This is a genomic window from Quadrisphaera setariae, assembly GCF_008041935.1.
In the GTDB taxonomy this organism is placed as follows: Bacteria; Actinomycetota; Actinomycetes; order Actinomycetales; family Quadrisphaeraceae; genus Quadrisphaera; species Quadrisphaera setariae.
In genome coordinates this window covers 117,900-136,245 of sequence record NZ_VKAC01000003.1, presented here as the reverse complement: position 1 = coordinate 136,245, position 18,346 = coordinate 117,900, and the positions used below count along the sequence as shown (strand labels likewise).

The 18,346-nt window shown below is 73.4% G+C and carries 19 protein-coding genes; 7 read left to right on the top strand and 12 right to left on the bottom strand.

Features of this window, described 5'->3' with window-relative positions:
* Positions 1–69: 69 nt before the first annotated feature.
* The 6 genes from FMM08_RS05970 to FMM08_RS05945 form a co-directional block, all read right to left on the bottom strand.
* Entirely contained in the window at positions 70–927 is an 858-nt protein-coding gene (locus FMM08_RS05970; protein ID WP_147925453.1) for a class III extradiol dioxygenase subunit beta, read from the bottom strand.
* Complete coding sequence (locus tag FMM08_RS05965; RefSeq protein WP_147925656.1) at positions 920–1,201, bottom strand: protocatechuate 3,4-dioxygenase; 282 nt, start codon at positions 1,199–1,201, stop codon at positions 920–922. Before FMM08_RS05965 ends, FMM08_RS05970 begins: the two co-directional genes overlap by 8 nt.
* A gap of 107 nt (positions 1,202–1,308) precedes the next feature.
* Positions 1,309–1,587: a muconolactone Delta-isomerase gene (locus tag FMM08_RS05960; protein WP_147925452.1), complete on the bottom strand. Its 279-nt coding sequence runs from the start codon at positions 1,585–1,587 to the stop codon at positions 1,309–1,311.
* Positions 1,588–1,657: 70 nt separating this feature from the next.
* Complete coding sequence (locus FMM08_RS05955) at positions 1,658–2,407, bottom strand: alpha/beta fold hydrolase (protein ID WP_147925451.1); 750 nt, start codon at positions 2,405–2,407, stop codon at positions 1,658–1,660.
* A gap of 184 nt (positions 2,408–2,591) precedes the next feature.
* Positions 2,592–3,245, bottom strand: a complete 654-nt coding sequence (locus tag FMM08_RS05950) for a response regulator (RefSeq protein WP_222710463.1) — start codon at positions 3,243–3,245, stop codon at positions 2,592–2,594.
* 7 nt (positions 3,246–3,252) lie between these two features.
* Positions 3,253–4,773, bottom strand: coding sequence for a sensor histidine kinase (locus FMM08_RS05945; protein ID WP_187279576.1), 1,521 nt, complete (start codon positions 4,771–4,773; stop codon positions 3,253–3,255).
* 231 nt (positions 4,774–5,004) lie between these two features.
* On the opposite strand from FMM08_RS05945, the gene purU reads away from it, so the two are divergent.
* The 4 genes from purU (at position 5,005) to FMM08_RS05925 (ending at position 9,161) form a co-directional block, all read left to right on the top strand.
* Positions 5,005–5,946: a formyltetrahydrofolate deformylase gene (gene purU / locus FMM08_RS05940; RefSeq protein WP_147925449.1), complete on the top strand. Its 942-nt coding sequence runs from the start codon at positions 5,005–5,007 to the stop codon at positions 5,944–5,946.
* 24 nt (positions 5,947–5,970) lie between these two features.
* Positions 5,971–6,711 (top strand): SDR family NAD(P)-dependent oxidoreductase, encoded by a 741-nt coding sequence (locus FMM08_RS05935; protein ID WP_147925448.1) that lies wholly within the window; start codon positions 5,971–5,973, stop codon positions 6,709–6,711.
* 198 nt (positions 6,712–6,909) lie between these two features.
* Complete coding sequence (ligM, locus tag FMM08_RS05930) at positions 6,910–8,310, top strand: vanillate/3-O-methylgallate O-demethylase (RefSeq protein WP_147925447.1); 1,401 nt, start codon at positions 6,910–6,912, stop codon at positions 8,308–8,310.
* Between the two features lie 47 nt (positions 8,311–8,357).
* Positions 8,358–9,161: a methylenetetrahydrofolate reductase gene (locus FMM08_RS05925; RefSeq protein ID WP_147925654.1), complete on the top strand. Its 804-nt coding sequence runs from the start codon at positions 8,358–8,360 to the stop codon at positions 9,159–9,161.
* 144 nt (positions 9,162–9,305) lie between these two features.
* Here the strand turns inward: FMM08_RS05925 and FMM08_RS05920 are convergent, their stop codons facing one another.
* From FMM08_RS05920 to FMM08_RS23320, 6 genes are all read right to left on the bottom strand, one after another.
* Complete coding sequence (locus tag FMM08_RS05920) at positions 9,306–9,797, bottom strand: MarR family winged helix-turn-helix transcriptional regulator (protein ID WP_147925446.1); 492 nt, start codon at positions 9,795–9,797, stop codon at positions 9,306–9,308.
* Between the two features lie 89 nt (positions 9,798–9,886).
* The gene (locus FMM08_RS05915; RefSeq protein ID WP_147925445.1) at positions 9,887–11,383 is read right to left on the bottom strand and encodes an aldehyde dehydrogenase family protein; all 1,497 of its coding nucleotides are present in this window, start codon (positions 11,381–11,383) and stop codon (positions 9,887–9,889) included.
* 98 nt (positions 11,384–11,481) lie between these two features.
* On the bottom strand, positions 11,482–12,561 hold the full coding sequence (locus tag FMM08_RS05910; RefSeq protein ID WP_222710461.1) for a PDR/VanB family oxidoreductase: 1,080 nt from the start codon (positions 12,559–12,561) through the stop codon (positions 11,482–11,484).
* Positions 12,558–13,661 carry an aromatic ring-hydroxylating dioxygenase subunit alpha gene (locus FMM08_RS05905; RefSeq protein ID WP_147925444.1) on the bottom strand — a complete coding sequence of 368 codons (1,104 nt, stop codon included), beginning with the start codon at positions 13,659–13,661 and terminating at the stop codon, positions 12,558–12,560. Before FMM08_RS05905 ends, FMM08_RS05910 begins: the two co-directional genes overlap by 4 nt.
* A gap of 106 nt (positions 13,662–13,767) precedes the next feature.
* Entirely contained in the window at positions 13,768–14,523 is a 756-nt protein-coding gene (locus tag FMM08_RS05900; protein WP_222710460.1) for an IclR family transcriptional regulator, read from the bottom strand.
* Positions 14,520–15,116 carry a MarR family winged helix-turn-helix transcriptional regulator gene (locus FMM08_RS23320; RefSeq protein WP_222710459.1) on the bottom strand — a complete coding sequence of 199 codons (597 nt, stop codon included), beginning with the start codon at positions 15,114–15,116 and terminating at the stop codon, positions 14,520–14,522. Before FMM08_RS23320 ends, FMM08_RS05900 begins: the two co-directional genes overlap by 4 nt.
* 297 nt (positions 15,117–15,413) lie before the next feature.
* On the opposite strand from FMM08_RS23320, the gene FMM08_RS05890 reads away from it, so the two are divergent.
* From FMM08_RS05890 to FMM08_RS05880, 3 genes are read left to right on the top strand one after another with little or no spacing between them, the layout of a single operon-like run.
* The gene (locus tag FMM08_RS05890) at positions 15,414–16,319 is read left to right on the top strand and encodes a transketolase (RefSeq protein WP_147925442.1); all 906 of its coding nucleotides are present in this window, start codon (positions 15,414–15,416) and stop codon (positions 16,317–16,319) included.
* A complete protein-coding gene (locus FMM08_RS05885) occupies positions 16,319–17,284 on the top strand; it encodes a transketolase family protein (protein WP_147925441.1) in 966 nt (321 codons plus the stop codon). Before FMM08_RS05890 ends, FMM08_RS05885 begins: the two co-directional genes overlap by 1 nt.
* A complete protein-coding gene (locus FMM08_RS05880; protein WP_147925440.1) occupies positions 17,281–18,342 on the top strand; it encodes a zinc-dependent alcohol dehydrogenase in 1,062 nt (353 codons plus the stop codon). The genes FMM08_RS05885 and FMM08_RS05880 overlap by 4 nt, the downstream gene beginning before the upstream one ends.
* The last annotated feature ends 4 nt before the right edge of the window (positions 18,343–18,346 follow it).

Below are 18,346 nucleotides of genomic sequence, written 5' to 3'. Positions count from 1 at the left end.
ACCTGGGGGCGGGCCCCCGCCACCCGCGGCTGGACGGGGTGCGCGGGGACCCGCGGTCGGCGTGCGGCGTCAGGCCGGTGCAGGAGCGCGGTTGTCGAACAGCGCCACGGCGGCAGCGGTGTTGGACGCCGGCACGAAGTAGTGCGAGTGCACCTTGGTGACCTCCGCGGCCATCGCCCCGCGCATGACCAGCCACATGATCATCTCGATGCCCTCGGAGCCGGCCTCGCGGACGTAGTCCTGCCGTGACAGCTGCGTCAGGCGCTGCGGGTCGGTCTCGACGGCCTCCATGAACATCGCGTCGAACTCGGGGTTGATGAACCCCGCGCGAGCACCCGCCAGCTGGTGGGACATGCCGCCCGTCCCGAGCACGCCCACCGTGAGGTCCTGCGGGAAGCTCGCGATCGCCCGGCCCAGCGCCTGCCCCAGCGCGTAGCAGCGAGCGGCCGTCGGCTGCGGGTACTGGATGACGTTCACCAGGAGCGGCACCACCGGGCACGGCCACGCCTCGCCCGGGTCAGGCGTCCACACCGACAGCGGCACGGTCAGGCCGTGGTCGACGTCGAGCTCCTGGAACACCGTCATGTCGAAGCCGTCGTCGACCAGGCTCTCCAGCAGGTGCAGCGACAGCTCGGGGTGCCCGACGACGTCGGGCACGGGCCGCTTGCCGAACCCCTCGTCGGCCACGTCGTAGTGGTCGGAGGTGCCGATCGCGAACGTCGGGACGACGTCGAGGTCGACGCCGTTCGCGTGGTCGTTGTAGATGACGACGGCGACGTCGGGCCGGTGCTCCGCCAGCCACGCGCGCGCCGGCGCGTACCCGTCGAAGAGGTCCTTCCAGCTCTCGTCCTCGGTCTTGCCGCGGTCCATCGCCGCACCGATCGACGGAACGTGCGAGGTCGCCAGACCCCAGATGACCTCAGCCACGTCGTCCTCCCGCACGCAGGGCCGCCAGGAACTCCTCCTCGGAGGTGCCGGTGAAGACGCCCCCCAGGTACTGCATCGAGCGGCCGTCCATCATCGCCAGCTTGTACACGTAGAAGATGCTCCCGCCGAGGTCGATCATGGCCTGCCAGTCGCGGTCGAGGACCGCCTGCTGCTGCTCGGGCGACAGCCCGAACGAGGCGCAGTAGCCGGCCTCGTCCGCGGTGAAGCGCTCGCGCGCCTCGGCGGTGCGCAGGCTCATGAACATCTTGTTCATGCGGATCCCGCGCCGGCTCGTGGCGCCGTCGAAGATCGGGGTGCCCGGGACGTCGACGCGGCCACCCCCGTTGACAGCGCCCGTCGCCGCCCCGTCCGTCGAGGCGCTCACGACCGCTCCTGCGGGTGCGTGGCCAGGGCCTCGACGGTGACGTCGAGCCAGGGCGCCGCAGGCAGCGACGCGAGCGCGTCGTGGAGGGCGGTCGCGTCCGGGGCCTCGTACAGGCCGATGGTCGCGGTGCGCCCGGGCACGCGCCACAGCCGCTTGAGGATCCCGGCCTCCCGCAGCTCGAGGGCTCGCACGCGCTCGGCGGTGCGGATGCGCTCGCGCACCTCCGGCGGCGTCTCGGGGGGCATGCGGTTCTCGGACCGCACGAGGAACTCCACGGGCCTCTCCTGTCGTCGTCGGCAGTGGTTCGGGGGCGGTTCGGGGGCGGTTCGGGTGGTCGGGACGGGCTCAGGACGACGACGCGCGCCGCGTCGCCCCTCGCGGCGCGGCGGCGAGCTCGAGGAGCACCGCAGCCAGCGCCTCGGGGGCGGTGACCATCGCCTCGTGCCCGGTGGCGAGCTGCCGCACGGGCCAGCCGCGGGCTCGGGCTCGCTCGGCCTGCCCGGCGAAGACGCCCATCCAGTCGGTGCACTCCACGAAGGCCGCGGGCACCACCTCGGCAGCTCCGGTCAGCGACAGCGCGTCGGTGTAGGTGCGCCACGGGTGGGGTGTGAGGCGCGGGGTCAGCCACGCGACGTCGGCCGGGTCGGTCACGCCGAGCACCTCCAGGGACCGCACCGGCACCAGCCAGCCGAAGCCGCGCTCGGCGGCGGACTCGGCCCAGTGGTGCTCCACGCGCTCGGGCAGCAGGGCTCGTGCGGACTCCCCGTGCTCGCCGACGAACGCGTCCAGGTGCACGCGCAGCGACACGACGTCGGGGCGGCGGTCCGCGGCTGCCGTGACGACCTGCCCGGCGTAGCTGTGGCCCACGAGCACGACGTCGTCGTCCTGCGACCTGTCCAGGACGTCGAGCACCTGCACGACGTCCTCGACGTGCGTCTCCAGACCGACCTGCGGGGAGAGGAGGTGCGCGCGCTCGGACAGGCCGGTGAGCGTGGGGGCCACCACGTGGTGGCCGGCGGCGCGCAGGTGCGGGGCCACGCGGTCCCAGCACCAGCCGCCGTGCCACGCGCCGTGGACGAGGACGAACGTGCTCACCGGGTGATGCCTCCTGTGTCGTCCGGGACGGGACGGACGACGCGCAGGGGGGCACCGTCGCCGGTGTCCACCGTAGGCAGGGCCGCCCGGACCGGTCCACGGGCCGCGGTCGCGCCCGGGACCACCGGGGCGGCAGGTGCGCCTACGTCATCCGTCCCGCCCGTCGCCGGTCTCGGGGCCCTGCTCAGGTCGGGCTGACCAGCCCCTCCTTGACCGCCAGCAGCGCCGCCTGCGTGCGCGAGGAGAGCCCCATCTTGGCCAGCAGGTGGCTCACGTGGGTGCGCGCGGTCCGCTCGCTGATGAAGAGCCGGTCGGCGATCTCCTGGTTCGAACGCCCTTCGGCCACCAGCACCAGCACTTCGCGCTCGCGGGCCGTGAGGGCGCCGAGGCCGACCCGGGGCGCCCGCATCTCCTGCGTCAGGCGACGGGTGACGGCGGCGTCGAGGAAGACCTCGTCGCGCACGGCGGCGCGCAGCGCGGCCTCGACCTCGGCCGGGCCGGCGTCCTTGAGGAGGTAGCCGGACGCGCCCCGCTCCAGCGCGGCGTGCACCCTCTCGGTCTCCCCGAAGCTCGTGAGGATGACCACCTTCACGCCGGGGAAGCGCCGCACCACCTCCTCGGTGGCGGCGACGCCGTCGAGGCGGGGCATCTGCAGGTCCATGAGCACGACGTCGGGCAGCTCGCTGAGGACCGCGGCCTCGGCCAGCCGATCCAGCGCCGCGCGTCCGTCCTCGGCCTCACCGACCACCTCGACGTCCTCCAGCGCGTCGAGGTAGGCGACCACCCCGCGACGCACCACGGCGTGGTCGTCGACCACGAGCACCCTGATGCCGCTCACCTGCCGCTCACCGCCTCTCCTCGGCGCGCACCACGGGCACGCGCAGTCGCACGCGGGTCCCCCCGCCGTCCTCAGCCACCACCTCGACCTCTCCTCCCCAGCGGTGCGCGCGCTCGCGCATCGCCGTCATGCCGTAGCCGCCGGAGCGCAGCGGGTCCGCAGCGCGGTGGTCGCCCTCCGACGGGACGCCGCGACCGTCGTCGACCACGTCGACCGCCAGCTGGAGACCCCTCGGGGTGGTGCTGACCAGCACCGAGACGCCCAGGGACGCAGCCGCGGCGTGCTTGACGGTGTTGTGGACCGCCTCGCTGGCCACGCGGTAGGCGTCCTCGGCCAGCTGCTCGTCCAGGGCCAGCAGGTCGCCGTCGGGGTCGTCGATGGCGAGGTCGCAGCGCAGGCCGCTGCGGGCGGCGGTGGCCTCCAGGAGCGAGCGCAGCGCCGTGCCGAGGCTGGTGCCGGACGGCACGGCGGGCCGCAGCTCCACCACCATGCCGCGCAGGTCGGCGAGGGCGTCCGCGGCGGCCCCGCTGAGCTCTCCGGCCACCGCCGCCAGCTTCTCGGCCGTGGGTGGCAGGCCACGTCGGGCCAGCACGCCGAGCGACCCGGCCTGCATCATGATCGAGAAGACCTGCTGGACGACGGAGTCGTGCAGGTCGCGGGCCAGCTTCTGGCGCTCCTCGCGGCGCGCCTCGTCCATGCGGCGCTGGAACAGCTCGGCGTGGTCGACGGCGACGGCGGCCTGCCCGGCCATGGCGAGGAGGAAGCCCAGCTCCTCCTCGCCCACCACCTGTCCGGGCGCGAAGAAGGCGTTGAGCACACCGACGGTGCCGCCCCGGATGCGCAGCGGAACGCTGGCGAAGGCGTCCCAGGGGGTGGCCCCGAGGTGGTCGCGCAGGGGCTCCCAGGCCGGGTCCGCCATGACGGCGTCGTAGCGGTGGTGCACCACCCGCGGGACTCCCGAGTGCAGCGCCTCCACCATCTCCAGGCGCGCGCCCCGCGCTCGGCACTCCAGGAGCCGGTCGAAGAAGTCGGGGATGCGGCTGAAGCCGGCGGTGCCCAGCACGTTGAGGCGCGCTCCCGCGGGCGTGGCGAGGAGCACCTGCACACCGGCCAGCGACGCCGCCTGGAGCACCTCCTCCGCCAGCGCCTCCAGGGTGCTGGCGAGCGAGCGCTCCGCGGTCACGCTGAACGCCGCCCGCGCCGTGGCTGCGAGCCGGCGCTCCTGCTGCCGGGCCGCGCTGACGTCGCGGAACGACACCACCCGCTCCCCGCCGCCGAGCACTGGCGAGCAGGTCCACGCGAACGCGCGCCGCAGGCCACCGGGACCGCTCCACTCGACGACGTCGTCGTCAGCCCGCGGACCGGTGCCCCCGAACGGCGACGGTGTGCCCACCAGCTGCTCGGCGGCGGCGCCGCAGAGCCGCGCGCCGGCGGGGTTGACGTCCAGGAAGCGACCGTCGCGGGCGACCACGGCCAGCCCGTCGGGGCTGTGGGCGACCGCGAGGGCGCCCCACCCGTCAACGTCCACGCCCGCGCCTCCGCCGTCCGCCCGCGGGCCGGCCGTCGTCGGCCGGTCCCGGGCAGATGGTGGCACCGACCCAGGGTCGACCACGACGCTCACCCGGGCGTACGTCGAACGTCGCGCCTCCACCGGCCGATCGCCGCACGGTTCCCCTCCGCCCCCGCCGGGTGACCCCCGGCAGGGAGCCGAGGCGTCGGACCGCCGGCGTCCCTACGGTCGGGGCGGAGGTGTTCACCGATGAGCAGTACGACCCCGACGGCCGTGGCCGTCCCCACCAGCAGGACCGTCCCCCTCACCAGCGCAGGAGCGACCGCCGGCGCAGGAACGGCCGACCTGGGCCGGCTGCTGGTGCGGTGCCAGGACCAGCCCGGCATCGTCGCCGCCGTCAGCACCTTCCTCACCGCAGCCGGAGCCAACGTGGTCTCCCTGGCCCAGCACTCCACCGCCCCCGAAGGCGGCACCTTCTTCCAGCGCACCGAGTTCCACCTGCCCGCCCTGCCCGCAGCCCTGCCCGACCTGCACGCCCGCTTCGCCGAGCAGGTCGCAGCCCCCTTCCAGATGGACTTCACCCTCACCGACGCCGCCCACCACCAGCGGGTGGCCCTGATGGTCTCCAGGACCGACCACTGCGCGATGGACCTGCTGTGGCGCACCCGGCGCGGGGAGCTGCCCATGACCGTGGCGATGGTCATCTCCAACCACCCCGACCTGGCCGAGGAGGTCCGCTCCTTCGGGGTGCCCTTCGTCCACGTCCCCGCCACCCGCGACAACCGCGCCCAGGCCGAGGCCCGCGTGCTGGAGCTGCTGGCCGGCAACGTGGACCTGGTGGTGCTGGCCCGCTACATGCAGATCATCACCCCGGCGTTCCTGGAGCGCGTGGGCTGCCCTCTGATCAACATCCACCACTCCTTCCTGCCGGCGTTCATCGGTGCCGGTCCCTACGCCAAGGCCAAGCAGCGGGGGGTGAAGCTGATCGGGGCGACCGCGCACTACGTCACCGCCGAGCTGGACGAGGGCCCGATCATCGAGCAGGACGTGGTGCGGGTGGGCCACCAGCACGACACCCCGGACCTGGTGCGCCTGGGCGCGGACGTGGAGCGGGCGGTGCTCTCGCGTGCGGTGCGCTGGCACGTGGAGGACCGGGTGCTGCGCCACGAGGGAACCACCGTCGTCCTCTGAGGAGGCGAGAGCAGGATGGCCGCCATGACCGGGTCCGACACCGCCGGCGGCGAGGAGCCCCGCACCAGCGTGGTCACGGGAGGCGGGAGGGGTCTGGGCCGCGCCGTCGCCGAGCGGCTGCTGTGCGACGGGCACCGCGTCACGGTCCTCGACCTCGACCCGGGCGAGCCCCTGCCGGGGCTGCGTCTGCTCGCGTGCGACGTCACCGACCCCGACGCCGTCACCGCCGCGTTCGCCCGGGTGGCGCGCGAGGACGGCGGTCTGGACGTCCTCGTCAACGGTGCGGGTCTACTGTCGCCGCGCACGTCCTACCGGGAGAGCTCCAAGGAGGAGCTGCTCCGCTACCTCACCGTCAACGCCGTCGGCGCGGTGCTCACCGTGCAGGCCGCGCACGAGCAGCTCGTGGCCAGCGGGCGCGGAGCCGTGGTCAACATCGCCTCCCGCACCTTCTTCACCGGCAGCCCCGGCCAGCTCGGGTACGTCGCGAGCAAGGGCGCGCTGCTGGGCATCACGCGCGTGCTGGCCCGGGAGCTGGGGCCGCACGGCATCACGGTCAACGCGGCCGTGCCGGGGCAGGTCGCCACGCCCGGCATCCGCCAGCACTCGACCGAGGCCGACCTCAACAGGACCATGGCGCAGCAGGCGATCCCCCGGCGCGGGCAGCCGCAGGACCTCGCGGGTCTGGTGTCGTTCCTGGCGGGCGACGACGCCCGGATGATCACCGGCCAGACCGTCGTCTGCGACGGCGGCGGCCTCCTGCACTGACGCGGCGACGCCACCGCCGTCGTCGTCGTCCTCGACCGCGACAGATGACGCACGCGCCGTGGTCGCCGCTGCAGGGCAGGACCCGTCATCGCGCCGTCGGACGGAGCGCGGAGGCTGCCTAGCGTGAGCGCGGGTGGTCCGGCGGACCTCGACGTCGAGGCGCCTCGCACGACCAGCCCCTCAGCAGGAAGGACGCCCATGAGCGCGAAGAACCTCCAGGACGTGCTGGACGCGGCAGGCAGCACCGTCGAGCTGCTCCGCAGCTCGACGCTCGGCACCTACATCTACCCGGTGGTGCCGGCGGAGTTCACCAACTTCCGCCGCGAGGCCAAGGCGTGGCGGAACACCGCGGTGCTGTTCGACCAGTCCCACCACATGGTCAACCTCTTCGTGTCCGGCAAGGACGCGCTGCGCCTGCTCACCGACACCGGCATCAACAGCACCGCGACCTTCCCCGTCGACACCGCCAAGCAGTTCGTGCCCGTCTCCCCCGAGGGCGGCGTCATCGGTGACGGCATCCTCTTCCGCGACGCCGAGGACGAGTTCACGTTCGTCGGCCGCGCGCCGGTGGCGAACTGGCTCACCTACCAGGCGCAGCAGGGCTACGACGTCGACGTCCGCCGCGACGAGCGCTCCCCCTCGCGCCCCTACGGCAGGGCCGTGACCCGCGAGCTGTGGCGCTTCCAGATCCAGGGCCCGAACGCCTGGCCGGTGATCGAGAAGCTCAACGGCGCTCCGGTCGAGCAGGTCAAGTTCTTCCGCATGGGGCGGATGCGGATCGCGGGGCTCGAGGTCCGCACCCTGCGCCACGGCATGGCGGGTGCGCCCGGTCTGGAGATCTGGGGCCCGTACGAGACGTACGACGCCGTGCGGGACGCGATCCTGGAGGCAGGCGCCGAGTTCGGGCTGGAGCCCTCGGGCTCGCGCGCCTACTCCTGCAACACCTTCGAGTCGGGCTGGATCCCCTCCCCCCTGCCCGCGGTCTACACCTCCGACGAGCTCAAGGCCTACCGCGAGTGGCTCCCCGCTGACGGCTACGAGGCCACCAACGCCCTCGCCGGCAGCTACGTGTCGTCCGACATCCGCGACTACTACCTCAACCCCTGGGAGCTGGGGTACGGATCGTTCGTGAAGTTCGACCACGACTTCATCGGCCGCGACGCCCTCCAGGCCGTCGTCCCCGCCGAGCAGCGCCGCAAGGTCACCCTCGCGTGGAACGCGGAGGACCTGGGCGAGATCCTCGCCTCCCCGCTGGCCCCGGAGCCGGGCGCGCAGTGGTTCGACCTGCCCAACGCCAACTACGGCTCCTCCAACTACGACGCCGTGCTCGACGGCGACGGGCACCAGGTGGGCCTGTCGCTGTTCACCGGCTACAGCCCCAACGAGCGGACCGGCCTGTCGCTAGCCACCGTCGACCCGGGCGTGCCGGTCGGCGCGGAGGTCCGCGTGGTGTGGGGCGAGCCCGACGGCGGCTCGGCCAAGACGACCGTGGAGCCCCACGAGCAGGTGTCCGTGCGCGCCGTCGTCAGCCCCGCCCCGTACTCGAAGGTGGCGCGCGAGTCGTACCAGGCCGGCTGGCGCACGGCAGGGGCGCGGTGACGGTGGGCGTCTCGCCGTCGTCGCTGCTCGACGACCTCTCGCTGGAGATGACCGGCAAGGACGTCGAGAAGCTCGACGAGGCCCGGTCGGCGCTCCCCGCGGGCACGCGCATCAACGTCACCTACCTGGCGAACGAGGACCTGCCGATGCGCGTGGCCGCCTCGGCGGCGGTCAAGGACTGGGGCTTCGTGCCCGTCCCCCACGTCTCGGCGCGTCGCCTGGCCTCGCAAGCCCAGCTGGAGGAGTTCCTCACCGAGCTGCAGCGGGTCGGCGCCACGGAGGAGCTGTTCGTCGTGGGCGGTGACCCCGCCACGCCGGAGGGGCCGTACGAGGACTCCCTCGCCGTCATCCGCAGCGGCCTGCTGCAGCGGTACGGCGTGCAGCGGGTCAGCGTCAGCGGGTACCCCGAGGGGCACCCCGACATCGGCGACCCCGTCCTGTGGCAGGCGCTGGAGGGCAAGCACGCCGCGCTGCGCGAGCAGCAGCTGCCCGGGACGGTCATCACGCAGTTCGGCTTCGACGCCGACGCGGTGCTCACCTACCTCGCCGCCGTCCGCGCGCGCGGTGTCGACCTCCCGGTGCGCGTGGGCGTGCCCGGGCCGGCCGGGATCAAGCGGCTGCTGGGCTACGCCAAGCGCTTCGGCGTGGGCACCAGCGCGGGCATCGCCAAGAAGTACGGCCTGTCGCTGACCAACCTGCTCGGCACCGCCGGCCCGGACCGGTTCCTCGAGGCGGTGGCGGCCCAGCTGGACCCGGCCGTCCACGGCGAGGTCAAGCTGCACCTCTACACCTTCGGTGGCCTGCGGGCCACGGCCGAGTGGGCCCAGCAGTTCCGCGCCACCCACCCCTGAGCGCGTGCTCCTGAGTGCTCCCCGAGGGTCGCAGGAGCCCCGAGGCACCAGGTGGCCGCGGGTCGTCACCCCCCAGCACACCCGCGGTCACCTGTGACCACCCCCGTCCGTGATCATGGACGCTGCCAACACCACCGCCCGTGATCATGGGGAGTGGGGGTGGGGGCCGGCTGTGCGCAGCCTCGCGAGCATGCCCCGCAGCACGGTGTTGAGGTGCTCCACCTCCGCTGGCGAGAGGCCCTCCAGCACGACGTCCTGGCCTGCGGCGGAGACCGGGAGCATGAGGTCGTGCAACCGCGCCCCCTCGGCGGTGAGGTAGTGGTGCCGCGAACGCCCCGGGCCGCCGCTGCTGGTGATGAGGCCCCGCTCGGTGAGCACGCGGTTGCTCCGCGAGACCAGCGCCTCGGCGGTGCCGAGGAAGTCGCTGAGCTCGGCGCCCGTCATGCCCGGACGCACGGCCAGTGACGCGAGGACGCGCCAGTCGTTGGTGCCCAGCCCGAACTCGGCCTTGAGCAGCGTCGACTCCCGGTAGACGAGCGCGTTGCTCACCAGGGCGAGCAGCCGCGGCGTGAACGCGTCGGCGGGGAGGGTCCGCGGCAGCGGTTCCAGCACGGCGTCGTCGGGGGCGTCGGGCACGGCTCTCCCGGGGGTCGGGGCCGGGCGGGGCGCGCCGGCGCGGGCGGGGGCCAGCATGCCGTGCGCGGCGCGCCGGCCCCCGCCGTCCGTCAGGCGTCGGGCGCCGCGGCGCGCGCCACGGACCGGGTGTCCTGGAAGGCGCGGACACCGGCGATGCCCTGCTCGCGGCCCATGCCCGACTGCTTCATGCCGCCGAAGGGCGCGCGCAGGTCGAGGCGGTTGGCGCCGTGGTCGTTGACCCACACGTAGCCGACGGCCAGGCGGTTGCCGATGCGCGTGGCCGCCTCCGGGTCCTCGGTCCACACCGAGCCGCCCAGGCCGCTCCAGGTGTCGTTGGCGGCGCGGACGGCCTCGTCGTCGTCGTCGAAGGAGATGACCGGGACCACGGGGCCGAACTGCTCCTCGGTGACCACGCGCAGCGAGGGCGCCGGGTCGACGACGATCGCCGGCTGCAGGAAGTTGCCGTCCGCGAGGTCGCCGCCGGGCAGCTCGCCGAAGCGCAGCACCGTGGCGCCGGACTCCTCGGCCTCGGCGATGAGCTCGGCGACGAAGTCGCGCTGGGCGCGCGAGTGGAGCGGCCCCATGGTGGTGCCCTCCTCGAGCGCGTGGCCCAGCTTGGTGCGCTCGAGGCGCGCCGAGAGCCCGGCCACCAGCTCGTCGCGGCGGGAGGAGTGCACGTACAGCCGCTTGGCGTTCATGCAGATCTGGCCGGTGGTGTCGTAGACGGCGCCGAAGAGGCGGTCGAGGGCCTCGTCGCCGAGGTCGGCGTCCGCGCGGATGATCGCCGGGTCGTTGCCACCCAGCTCCAGGGTCACGCGCGTGAGGCTGCGAGCGGCCATCTCCATGATCCGCTTGCCGCCGCCGACGCTGCCGGTGAAGCAGACCTTGGCCACGTCGGTGTTCTCCACCAGGCCGGACATCTCGGAGTCTCGCCCGGTGATGACGTTGAGCACGCCCGGAGGCAGCTTCTCCGCCACGCGCTGCACGAGGCGGGCGGTGGCCAGGGGCGCCGAGGGCGGCGGCTTGACGATCGCGGTGTTGCCGGCGAGGAGCGCGTGCGGCAGGGCGGCGGCCAGGATGGCGAGCGGCCAGTTGAAGGGCACGATCACGGTCACCACGCCGAGCGGCTGGTAGGAGACCGTGGTCTCCACCGCGATGCCCGGAGCGGGCGGCAGGACCGTCGCGGCCTCGACCTCGTCGGTGTGGGCGAGGGCGAGCTGCCAGCGGATCTCGAAGACGAGGGCGTCGACCCAGGCCTCGTGGACGACCTTGCCGTTCTCCTGGGCGAGCACGGCGGCGTCGCCGTCGCGCTCGGCGGCGAGGTCGGCGATGGCGGCCGTCATCTGCTCGGCGCGCTGCGCCGGCGTGAGGGCGGCCCAGGCGGGGAACGCCGCCTTCGCCGCCGCGACGGCCTCGGACACGTCCGCGGCGGTGGCGGCAGCCGCGCGCCCCACCACCCGCGAGGGACGGGCGGGGTCGACGACGTCGAGGTGGTCGGAGGTGGTGCGCGCCTCCCCTCCGATGTAGAGCCCGGTCTCCACCGGAGCGGTCTGGGAGGCGGCGGGGGCGTCGAGCGTGTCAGTCATCTGGTGAGCACCTCTTCGTGCTGGAGGGATCGACAGGTCCAGCATGGACCTTTGGACTTGACATGTGAAGACCGAGCGGGCGGTCGAGGTGGCGGACGCTACGGAAGGCGCAGCACCAGCTCAGCGGGCTGGCCGTCACCGCCCTGAGCGGCGGGGAGGGCGGCGACGCGCGAGACGCACACGCACATCGACGTTCCCGCCTCCTGCTGGCGGCGGCTGAGGAAGACGTCGCGGTGGTCGAGGACGCCGCGCACGGAGGCGACGTCGATGCGGCACAGGCCGCACTCGCCCTTGCGGCAGTCGTACATGAGGTCCGCGCCGGCGCGCTGCAGCGCCTCCAGCAGGGTGGTGTCGGGGCCGACGGTCGTGCGCAGCCCGATCTCGGGGATGCAGGCGGTGAAGGGCTGCGGCGCGTACCAGCCGGAGCTGCCGAACGTCTCGAACCGCAGCGTGCTGGCCGGCAGGCCGCGGGCCTCCCAGCCGCGGCGCACGGCGTCCATGAGGCGGATCGGACCGCAGACGTACGCCTCAGCACCGCCCGGCACCGCCCCCTCCCCGTCACCGTCGGCGGCAGCGACCTCGTCGAGCAGCGCGCCGACGTCGAAGGCGCCGTGCTCGTCGTCGACGTGGAGCCGGTACCGGTCCCCCAGCAGCGCGGCGAGGTCGTCGGCGTACGCGGCCCGCGAGCGCGTCCGCACCACGTGGTCCAGGACCACGTCGGCGCCGCGCGCGGCCAGGTGCCGGGCCATCGCCACCAGTGCGGTGATGCCGATGCCGCCGGCCACCAGGTGGTAGCGCCCGGCGCCCAGGCGCAGCGGGAACCCCTGGAGGGGCGCGCTGCACTCGACGTCGTCCCCGGCGGAGAGGGAGTGCACGTACCGGCCGCCGCCGCGCGAGGTGGGGGTGAGGAGCACCGAGATCGCCGAGCGCGTGCCGTCGGGGCTGGCGTCGACCACGGAGTACGAGCGCACCTCCCTCCGCCGACCGCCGGGCCCGTCGACGTGGACGACCAGCTGCAGGTGGGCGCCGGGCTCGGCGGGGCGGCCGGGTGCGTGCTCGAGGACCACGCGCCGCACCCCGTCGGCGACGTCGCGCGCCTCGACGACGCGCGCCGGCCGCACCGCCGTCGTCGTGGCCCCCGCAGGGCCGACCGCCCCGGGGAGCGCGGGTGCGCTCACGCGCGCCCCTCCGCGCGCAGCATCTCGTCGAGGATGCGCCGCACCCACATGCCGCCGGCGTCGATGTTGAGGGAGTAGAACTCCTTGCCGGGGTTGGCGTCGATGGCGCGCTGCTGCGCGGCGAGCATCGCCTCGTCCTCCCCGAAGACGCCGTGGACGCCCTCGCGCAGCTGCGTGGTGATGAGCTGGCTGTCGAGGCGGTAGTTGCGCATGAACGCCCAGAAGTAGTGCGAGGACCGCTCGGTCTCGGGCGTGATGGTGTTCATGACGTACCCGTTGACGCCCTGGCTGCGGTCGCCCTCGGGCGCGCCGGTGCCGGTGGGCGCGACACCCACGTCGATGCAGATGGTCGACGGGGCGTAGTAGTGGATGATCTGCCAGCGGTCCACGCGGCCCTCGAAGCCGGGGAACCTGTCGCGGATGTTCTTCAGCCAGAACGGCGGCGGCGTCACGTCGCGGATCCACCGCGTCACCGTCACCGAGCCGTCGGCCTCGCGGCGGGTGGTGAAGTCCGACTCGGACAGCTCCTCCTGGCCGATGCTCGAGTGGTGCACGAACTCCTCGTGCGTGAGGTCCATGAGGTTGTCGAGCACCAGCTGGTAGTTGCACGGCGCCTCGATGGTGAGGCCGTCCCCGGCCCACTCCGGGGAGTCCATCTGGTGCATGTCGGGGATGGACGCCGGGTCCGCGAGGAGCGGGTCTCCGGGCCACACCCACACGTAGCGGTACCGCTGCTCCACCGGGTAGGAGGTCACCAGCGCGCTGGGGTTGACCGTCTCCTGCGCGGGCATCTTGGTGCAGCGACCTGCGGAGTTGTACTGCAGACCGTGGTACGGGCACTGGATGCCGTCGCGCCCGACGAGCTTCCCCATCGACAGCGGCGCCAGGCGGTGCCAGCAGGCGTCGGCGAGGGCCACCGGGCGGCCGTCGGCCGTGCGGTAGAGCGCCATCGGCTGCCCTGCGACCGTTCGCGCCAGTGGCTTCTTGGACGTCACCTCGTGGTCCCACGCGGCGACGTACCAGGCGTTGAGGGGGAACGGGAAGATCTTGGCGTTGACCTGCCCGGGTGCGGCCAGCGGCTCTGCCTGCACGTCGGTCATGGGGGTGCTCCTCACCGTGGTGCGTCACGTCGTCGTGGTCCGGGGAGGATCGACGACGACGACGAGCCGCCGCGCCTGCCCTTCCGACAGGCGGAAGGGACGCTGGTCAGCGCGGTGAGTGGTGCGCGTCCGCGCGGGCGGCGAGAGCGCGGGAGATGCCCAGCGCGGCGGCCCGCACGGCCGGCACGAGGGGTGCCGCGGTGGTGCGGGCGGTGCTGTAGACCACCGACACGGCGGCCACCACCTCCCCGCGACCGCGGCGCACCGGCGCCGCCACCGACGCCGCTCCGTCGGTGACCTGCTGGTCGCTGAAGGCGACCCCGGTCCGGCGCACCTCGGCGAGCAGCGCGCGCAGGCGCTCGGGGTCGGTCTCGGTGCGCTCGGTCCACCGGCGCAGGGGCACGGCGAGCGCCGCCTCCTGCACCGCGGCGGGGGCGTGCGCGAGCAGCACGCGACCCACCCCCGTGGACGGCAGCGGGAAGCGTGCGCCGACGCGCGTCATCACGCCCACGGAGTCCGGGCCGGTGAGCCGCTCGACGAACACGCTCTCCAGGTCCTCGCGGACGGCCAGCTGGACGTTCTCCCGCGTGGCGGTGTAGAGGTCCTCGAGGAACGGCAGCGCCACCTCGCGCAGCTCGGGTCCGCGCGGCGCCAGGGAGGCGAGCTCCCACAGGCGCAGTCCCACCGAGAGGGTGCCGTCGGAGGAGCGCTCCAGCGCGCCCCAGGCCACGAGGTCGTTGACGATGCGGTGGGCCGTGGTGAGCGGCAGCCCGCTGGCCACGGCCACCTCGGCCAGCCGCAGCCGCGGGTGGCGCGCGGTGAAGGCGCTGAGGACGGCGAGGGTGCGGGTGGTGAGGGTCACGGCTCTCCGGGCACCTCGTCGTTGCGGCGCCGCGGCTCGAGGCGCACGGGCGGCTGGACGATGTCGCCGACGGGGACGGCGCCGTCCCCCTCGACGCTCTGGCCGCGCAGCTGGCCGAGCATCTCGCGCAGCAGCTCGTTGAGCCGCGCGACCTGCTCGGGCTCGAGGCCCGTGGTGATGAGCTCGTGGCCCCGGCTCGAGACGGGGACCATCTGGTCGTGCATCTGCGCCCCGGCGCGGGTGAGGTACATCGGCCGCGATCCGCGCGGCCCCTGCAGCAGGGCCACGAGCGCGCGGTCGACCAGCACGGCGACGCTCTTGGACACCACGGCCTTGTTGACGCCCAGGAAGGCCGCGACCTCGGTGGCCGACAGCCCGGGGCGCCAGCCCAGCGCGGAGATGACGCGCCAGTCGTTGGTGCCCAGGCCGAAGCGGCGGCGCATCTCGTGCGACTCCTGCCACACCAGCGCGTTGGAGACCAGGTAGACCAGGCGCGGGGTGAACTCCTCAAGGTCGATCCGCGTGCTCAGGGGCTCGGTGACGATGTCCTCGGCGGCGCGACCGCCGTTGGGCCACTCGTGCGCGCTGGTCATGGGGGCCTCGTTCCAGGAGCTGTCGGGGTCTGACGAGTTTCCACCAGGCGGAAGAGGGCGTGCACCCTTGCGGCCCCGTGCCGCCATCCTCGTCGACGACCCAACAAGTTGTTCCATGACGGTGTTTACATGTCAACCCGCCGGCTGTTACGTTCCGGCACACCGCTCGCCGACACGGACGTCGGAGGGCCTTCCACCCAGGTGGCACCACTCGCTGCCGGCGTCGACGACGCGCCGCAGACCGCTCCCGCACGACCGGGGGCCCCGTACCCGTGTGCATCGACGAGGAGACACGCGATGACCGCCCAACCCCTGACGGCTGCCCGAGAGCTCAGCGTCGCCGAGCTCGAGGACCTCTCCCACGAGCTGCGCACCAAGCTGCTCGAGCTGTGCGGCACCTACGAGGGGGCCGTGCACATCGGCGGCGACCTGTCCGCCGCCGACATCCTCACCGTCCTCTTCGAGTACGGCATGAGCGTCGACCCCGACGACATCGCCAACCCGCAGCGCGACAGGTTCGTGCTGAGCAAGGGCCACGCCGCGGTGTGCATGTACATCGCGATGGCCATCCGGGGCTTCTTCTCCTACGAGGGCATCGTCGACAGCTACGGCCAGCTCGACAGCGCCTACGGCATGCACCCGTGCAAGGTGCAGCTGCCCGGCGTGGAGGCCTCCACGGGATCCCTCGGGCACGGCCTTCCGCTGGCCGTCGGCATGGCGCTGAGCGCACGCGGCCGCGGCGAGCAGCACCGGGTCTTCTGCCTGCTGGGAGACGGCGAGACCGGCGAGGGCTCGGTGTGGGAGGCCGCGATGGCCGCCCGCAGCAACAAGCTGGGCAACCTGGTGGCGTTCGTCGACCGCAACCGCCAGCTCATGACGAGCATGGCCGAGGAGCGCGTGGTCTTCGAGCCGTACCCCGACAAGTGGGCCGCCTTCGGCTGGAACGTCGTGCACGTGGACGGCCACGACATGGCCGCTCTGGTCCGCGCCGTCGACGAGCTGCCTGCGCCCAGCAGCGACCGCCCCACCGTGGTCATCGCCGAGACGGTCAAGGGCAAGGGCGTCGACTTCATGGAGCGCAACCTCGCCTGGCACGCCGGCTCCCTCGGCAAGGCCGACCTGGAGCGGGCGCTCACCGCGCTCAACACCGCCTACGCCGCCTCGCGCGGCACCTCCACCCGCGCCGCGAAGGAGAACGTCTGATGCCCGTCACCTTCACCTTCGGCGAGATGCTGTCGGCCCGCTCCGTCATCGGGTCGACCCTCGCCGAGCTCGGCGAGACCCACGAGAACCTGTGGGTGCTGACCCCCGACATCGGGGCGACCCTCGTGGAGTTCCGGGACAAGTACCCGGACCGGTTCCTCGACGTCGGCCTGGCCGAGCAGGTCTGCGTCGGCATCGCCGCCGGCCTCGCCTACGACGGCAACATCCCCGTCGTCTCCGGGATGCTCCCCTTCCTCAGCATGCGGGCGCTGGAGCAGGTGCGCACCGACGTCTGCTACCCCAACCTCCCCGTCAAGATCATCGGTACGCACGGCGGACTGGTCGGCAACGGCGGCTCCACGCACTACGCCGTCGAGGACCTCGCCCTCATGTGCGCGCTCACCAACATGACCGTCACCTCCATCGGCGACCCGCTCATGGTCGGCGAGGTCATCCGCCAGTCGATGGCGATGCAGGGCCCCATCTACATCCGCCTCGCCGTCGGCAAGAAGGACGTCGTGCTCTACGAGCCCGGCGAGCACGACATCCGCATCGGCAAGGGCATCGTGGCCCGCCGGGGCACCGACGCCACGATCTTCACCCACGGCACCACGGTGGCCCAGGCCCTCCAGGCCGCTGAGGCCCTCGCCGAGGACGGCCGCTCGGTCCGCGTGGTGGACATGTTCACCCTCAAGCCGATCGACGCCGACCTGATCGCCCAGTGCGCCGAGGAGACCGGCGGCCGGTTCGTGGTGCTCGAGGACCACCTCGCCTACGGCGGGCTGGCCACGCGGGTGGCCGACGTCGTCGCCGACCGCGGCATCCACCTGACCGCCTTCGAGCGCCTCGGCATCCCGCAGGTGTACGCCGGCTTCGGCGACGACGAGCAGCTGCGCGACAAGCACGGCTACGGGCTGTCCGCCACGGTCGCCGCCACGCGGCGGGTCCTGGCAGCCCGGCCGTGAGGACCGTCGCCGTCACGAAGATCGGCAGCCTCAGGGCCGCCGATGCCGGCGCCCGCGGCCGCATCGGCGTGGTCGACTTCCCCGACCAGCCGCTGGGCCCGGAGGACGTCCGCATCCGCGTGGCGTACGCGGCGATCTGCGGCTCCGACCCGCACCTGGCCGAGGGCTTCTTCGGCACGGACGTGCCGATCGGCCTCGGCCACGAGGTGTCCGGCGTCGTGGAGGCGCTGGGCGAGCGCGCCACGCGGAACGGGCTGCGCGTCGGCGACCGCGTCGCCGGCAACTTCCTGCGCTTCTGCGGCACCTGCCGGCCCTGCCAGGAGGGCAGGCAGCAGTTCTGCGAGCACATCCAGGACTACAACCGCCCCGGCATGTCCGAGACGGTGACCTGGCACGAGTCGCAGGTCTACAAGCTGCCCGACGCCGTCTCCCTGCTCCAGGGCTGCCTGCTGGAGCCGGTCTCGGTGGCGGTGCGCATCGCCGACAAGACGAGGATCCGCGTCGGCGACCGCGTGGCGGTCTGCGGCGGCGGCCCCATCGGGCAGCTGGCGCTGCAGGTCATGCGCCGGTACGGCGCCACCTCGCTCACGATGATCGAGCCCATCGCGGAGCGCCGAGCGCTCGCGCAGCGCTGCGACGCCGAGCACGTCATCGACCCGGTCAGCGACGACCAGGGCCAGCGCGCGATGGAGATCACGCAGGGGCGCGGCTACGACGTCGTCATCGACGCCTCGGGCTCGACCCGCGCGACCCGGGGCCTGCTCGACATCGCCGCGAAGGGCGGGACCGTCGTCTACGGGGCGATGTACCCGACCGGCTACGAGCTGCCGCTCGACCTGTCCGAGTACCTCTACCTGCGCGAGCTGACCCTGACGGGCCTGTTCGTCTCCCCGTACGCCTTCCCCCGCGCGCTGCAGCTGCTCCCCCACCTGCAGCTCGAGGAGTTCACCCAGGCCGTGGTCGACCTCGAGGACGCCGAGGAGGCCTTCGAGGTCCACCTGTCGGGCAGGTTCCCCAAGGTCGTCATCCGCTGCAACGACGTCGAGGAGCTGGTGTGACGCT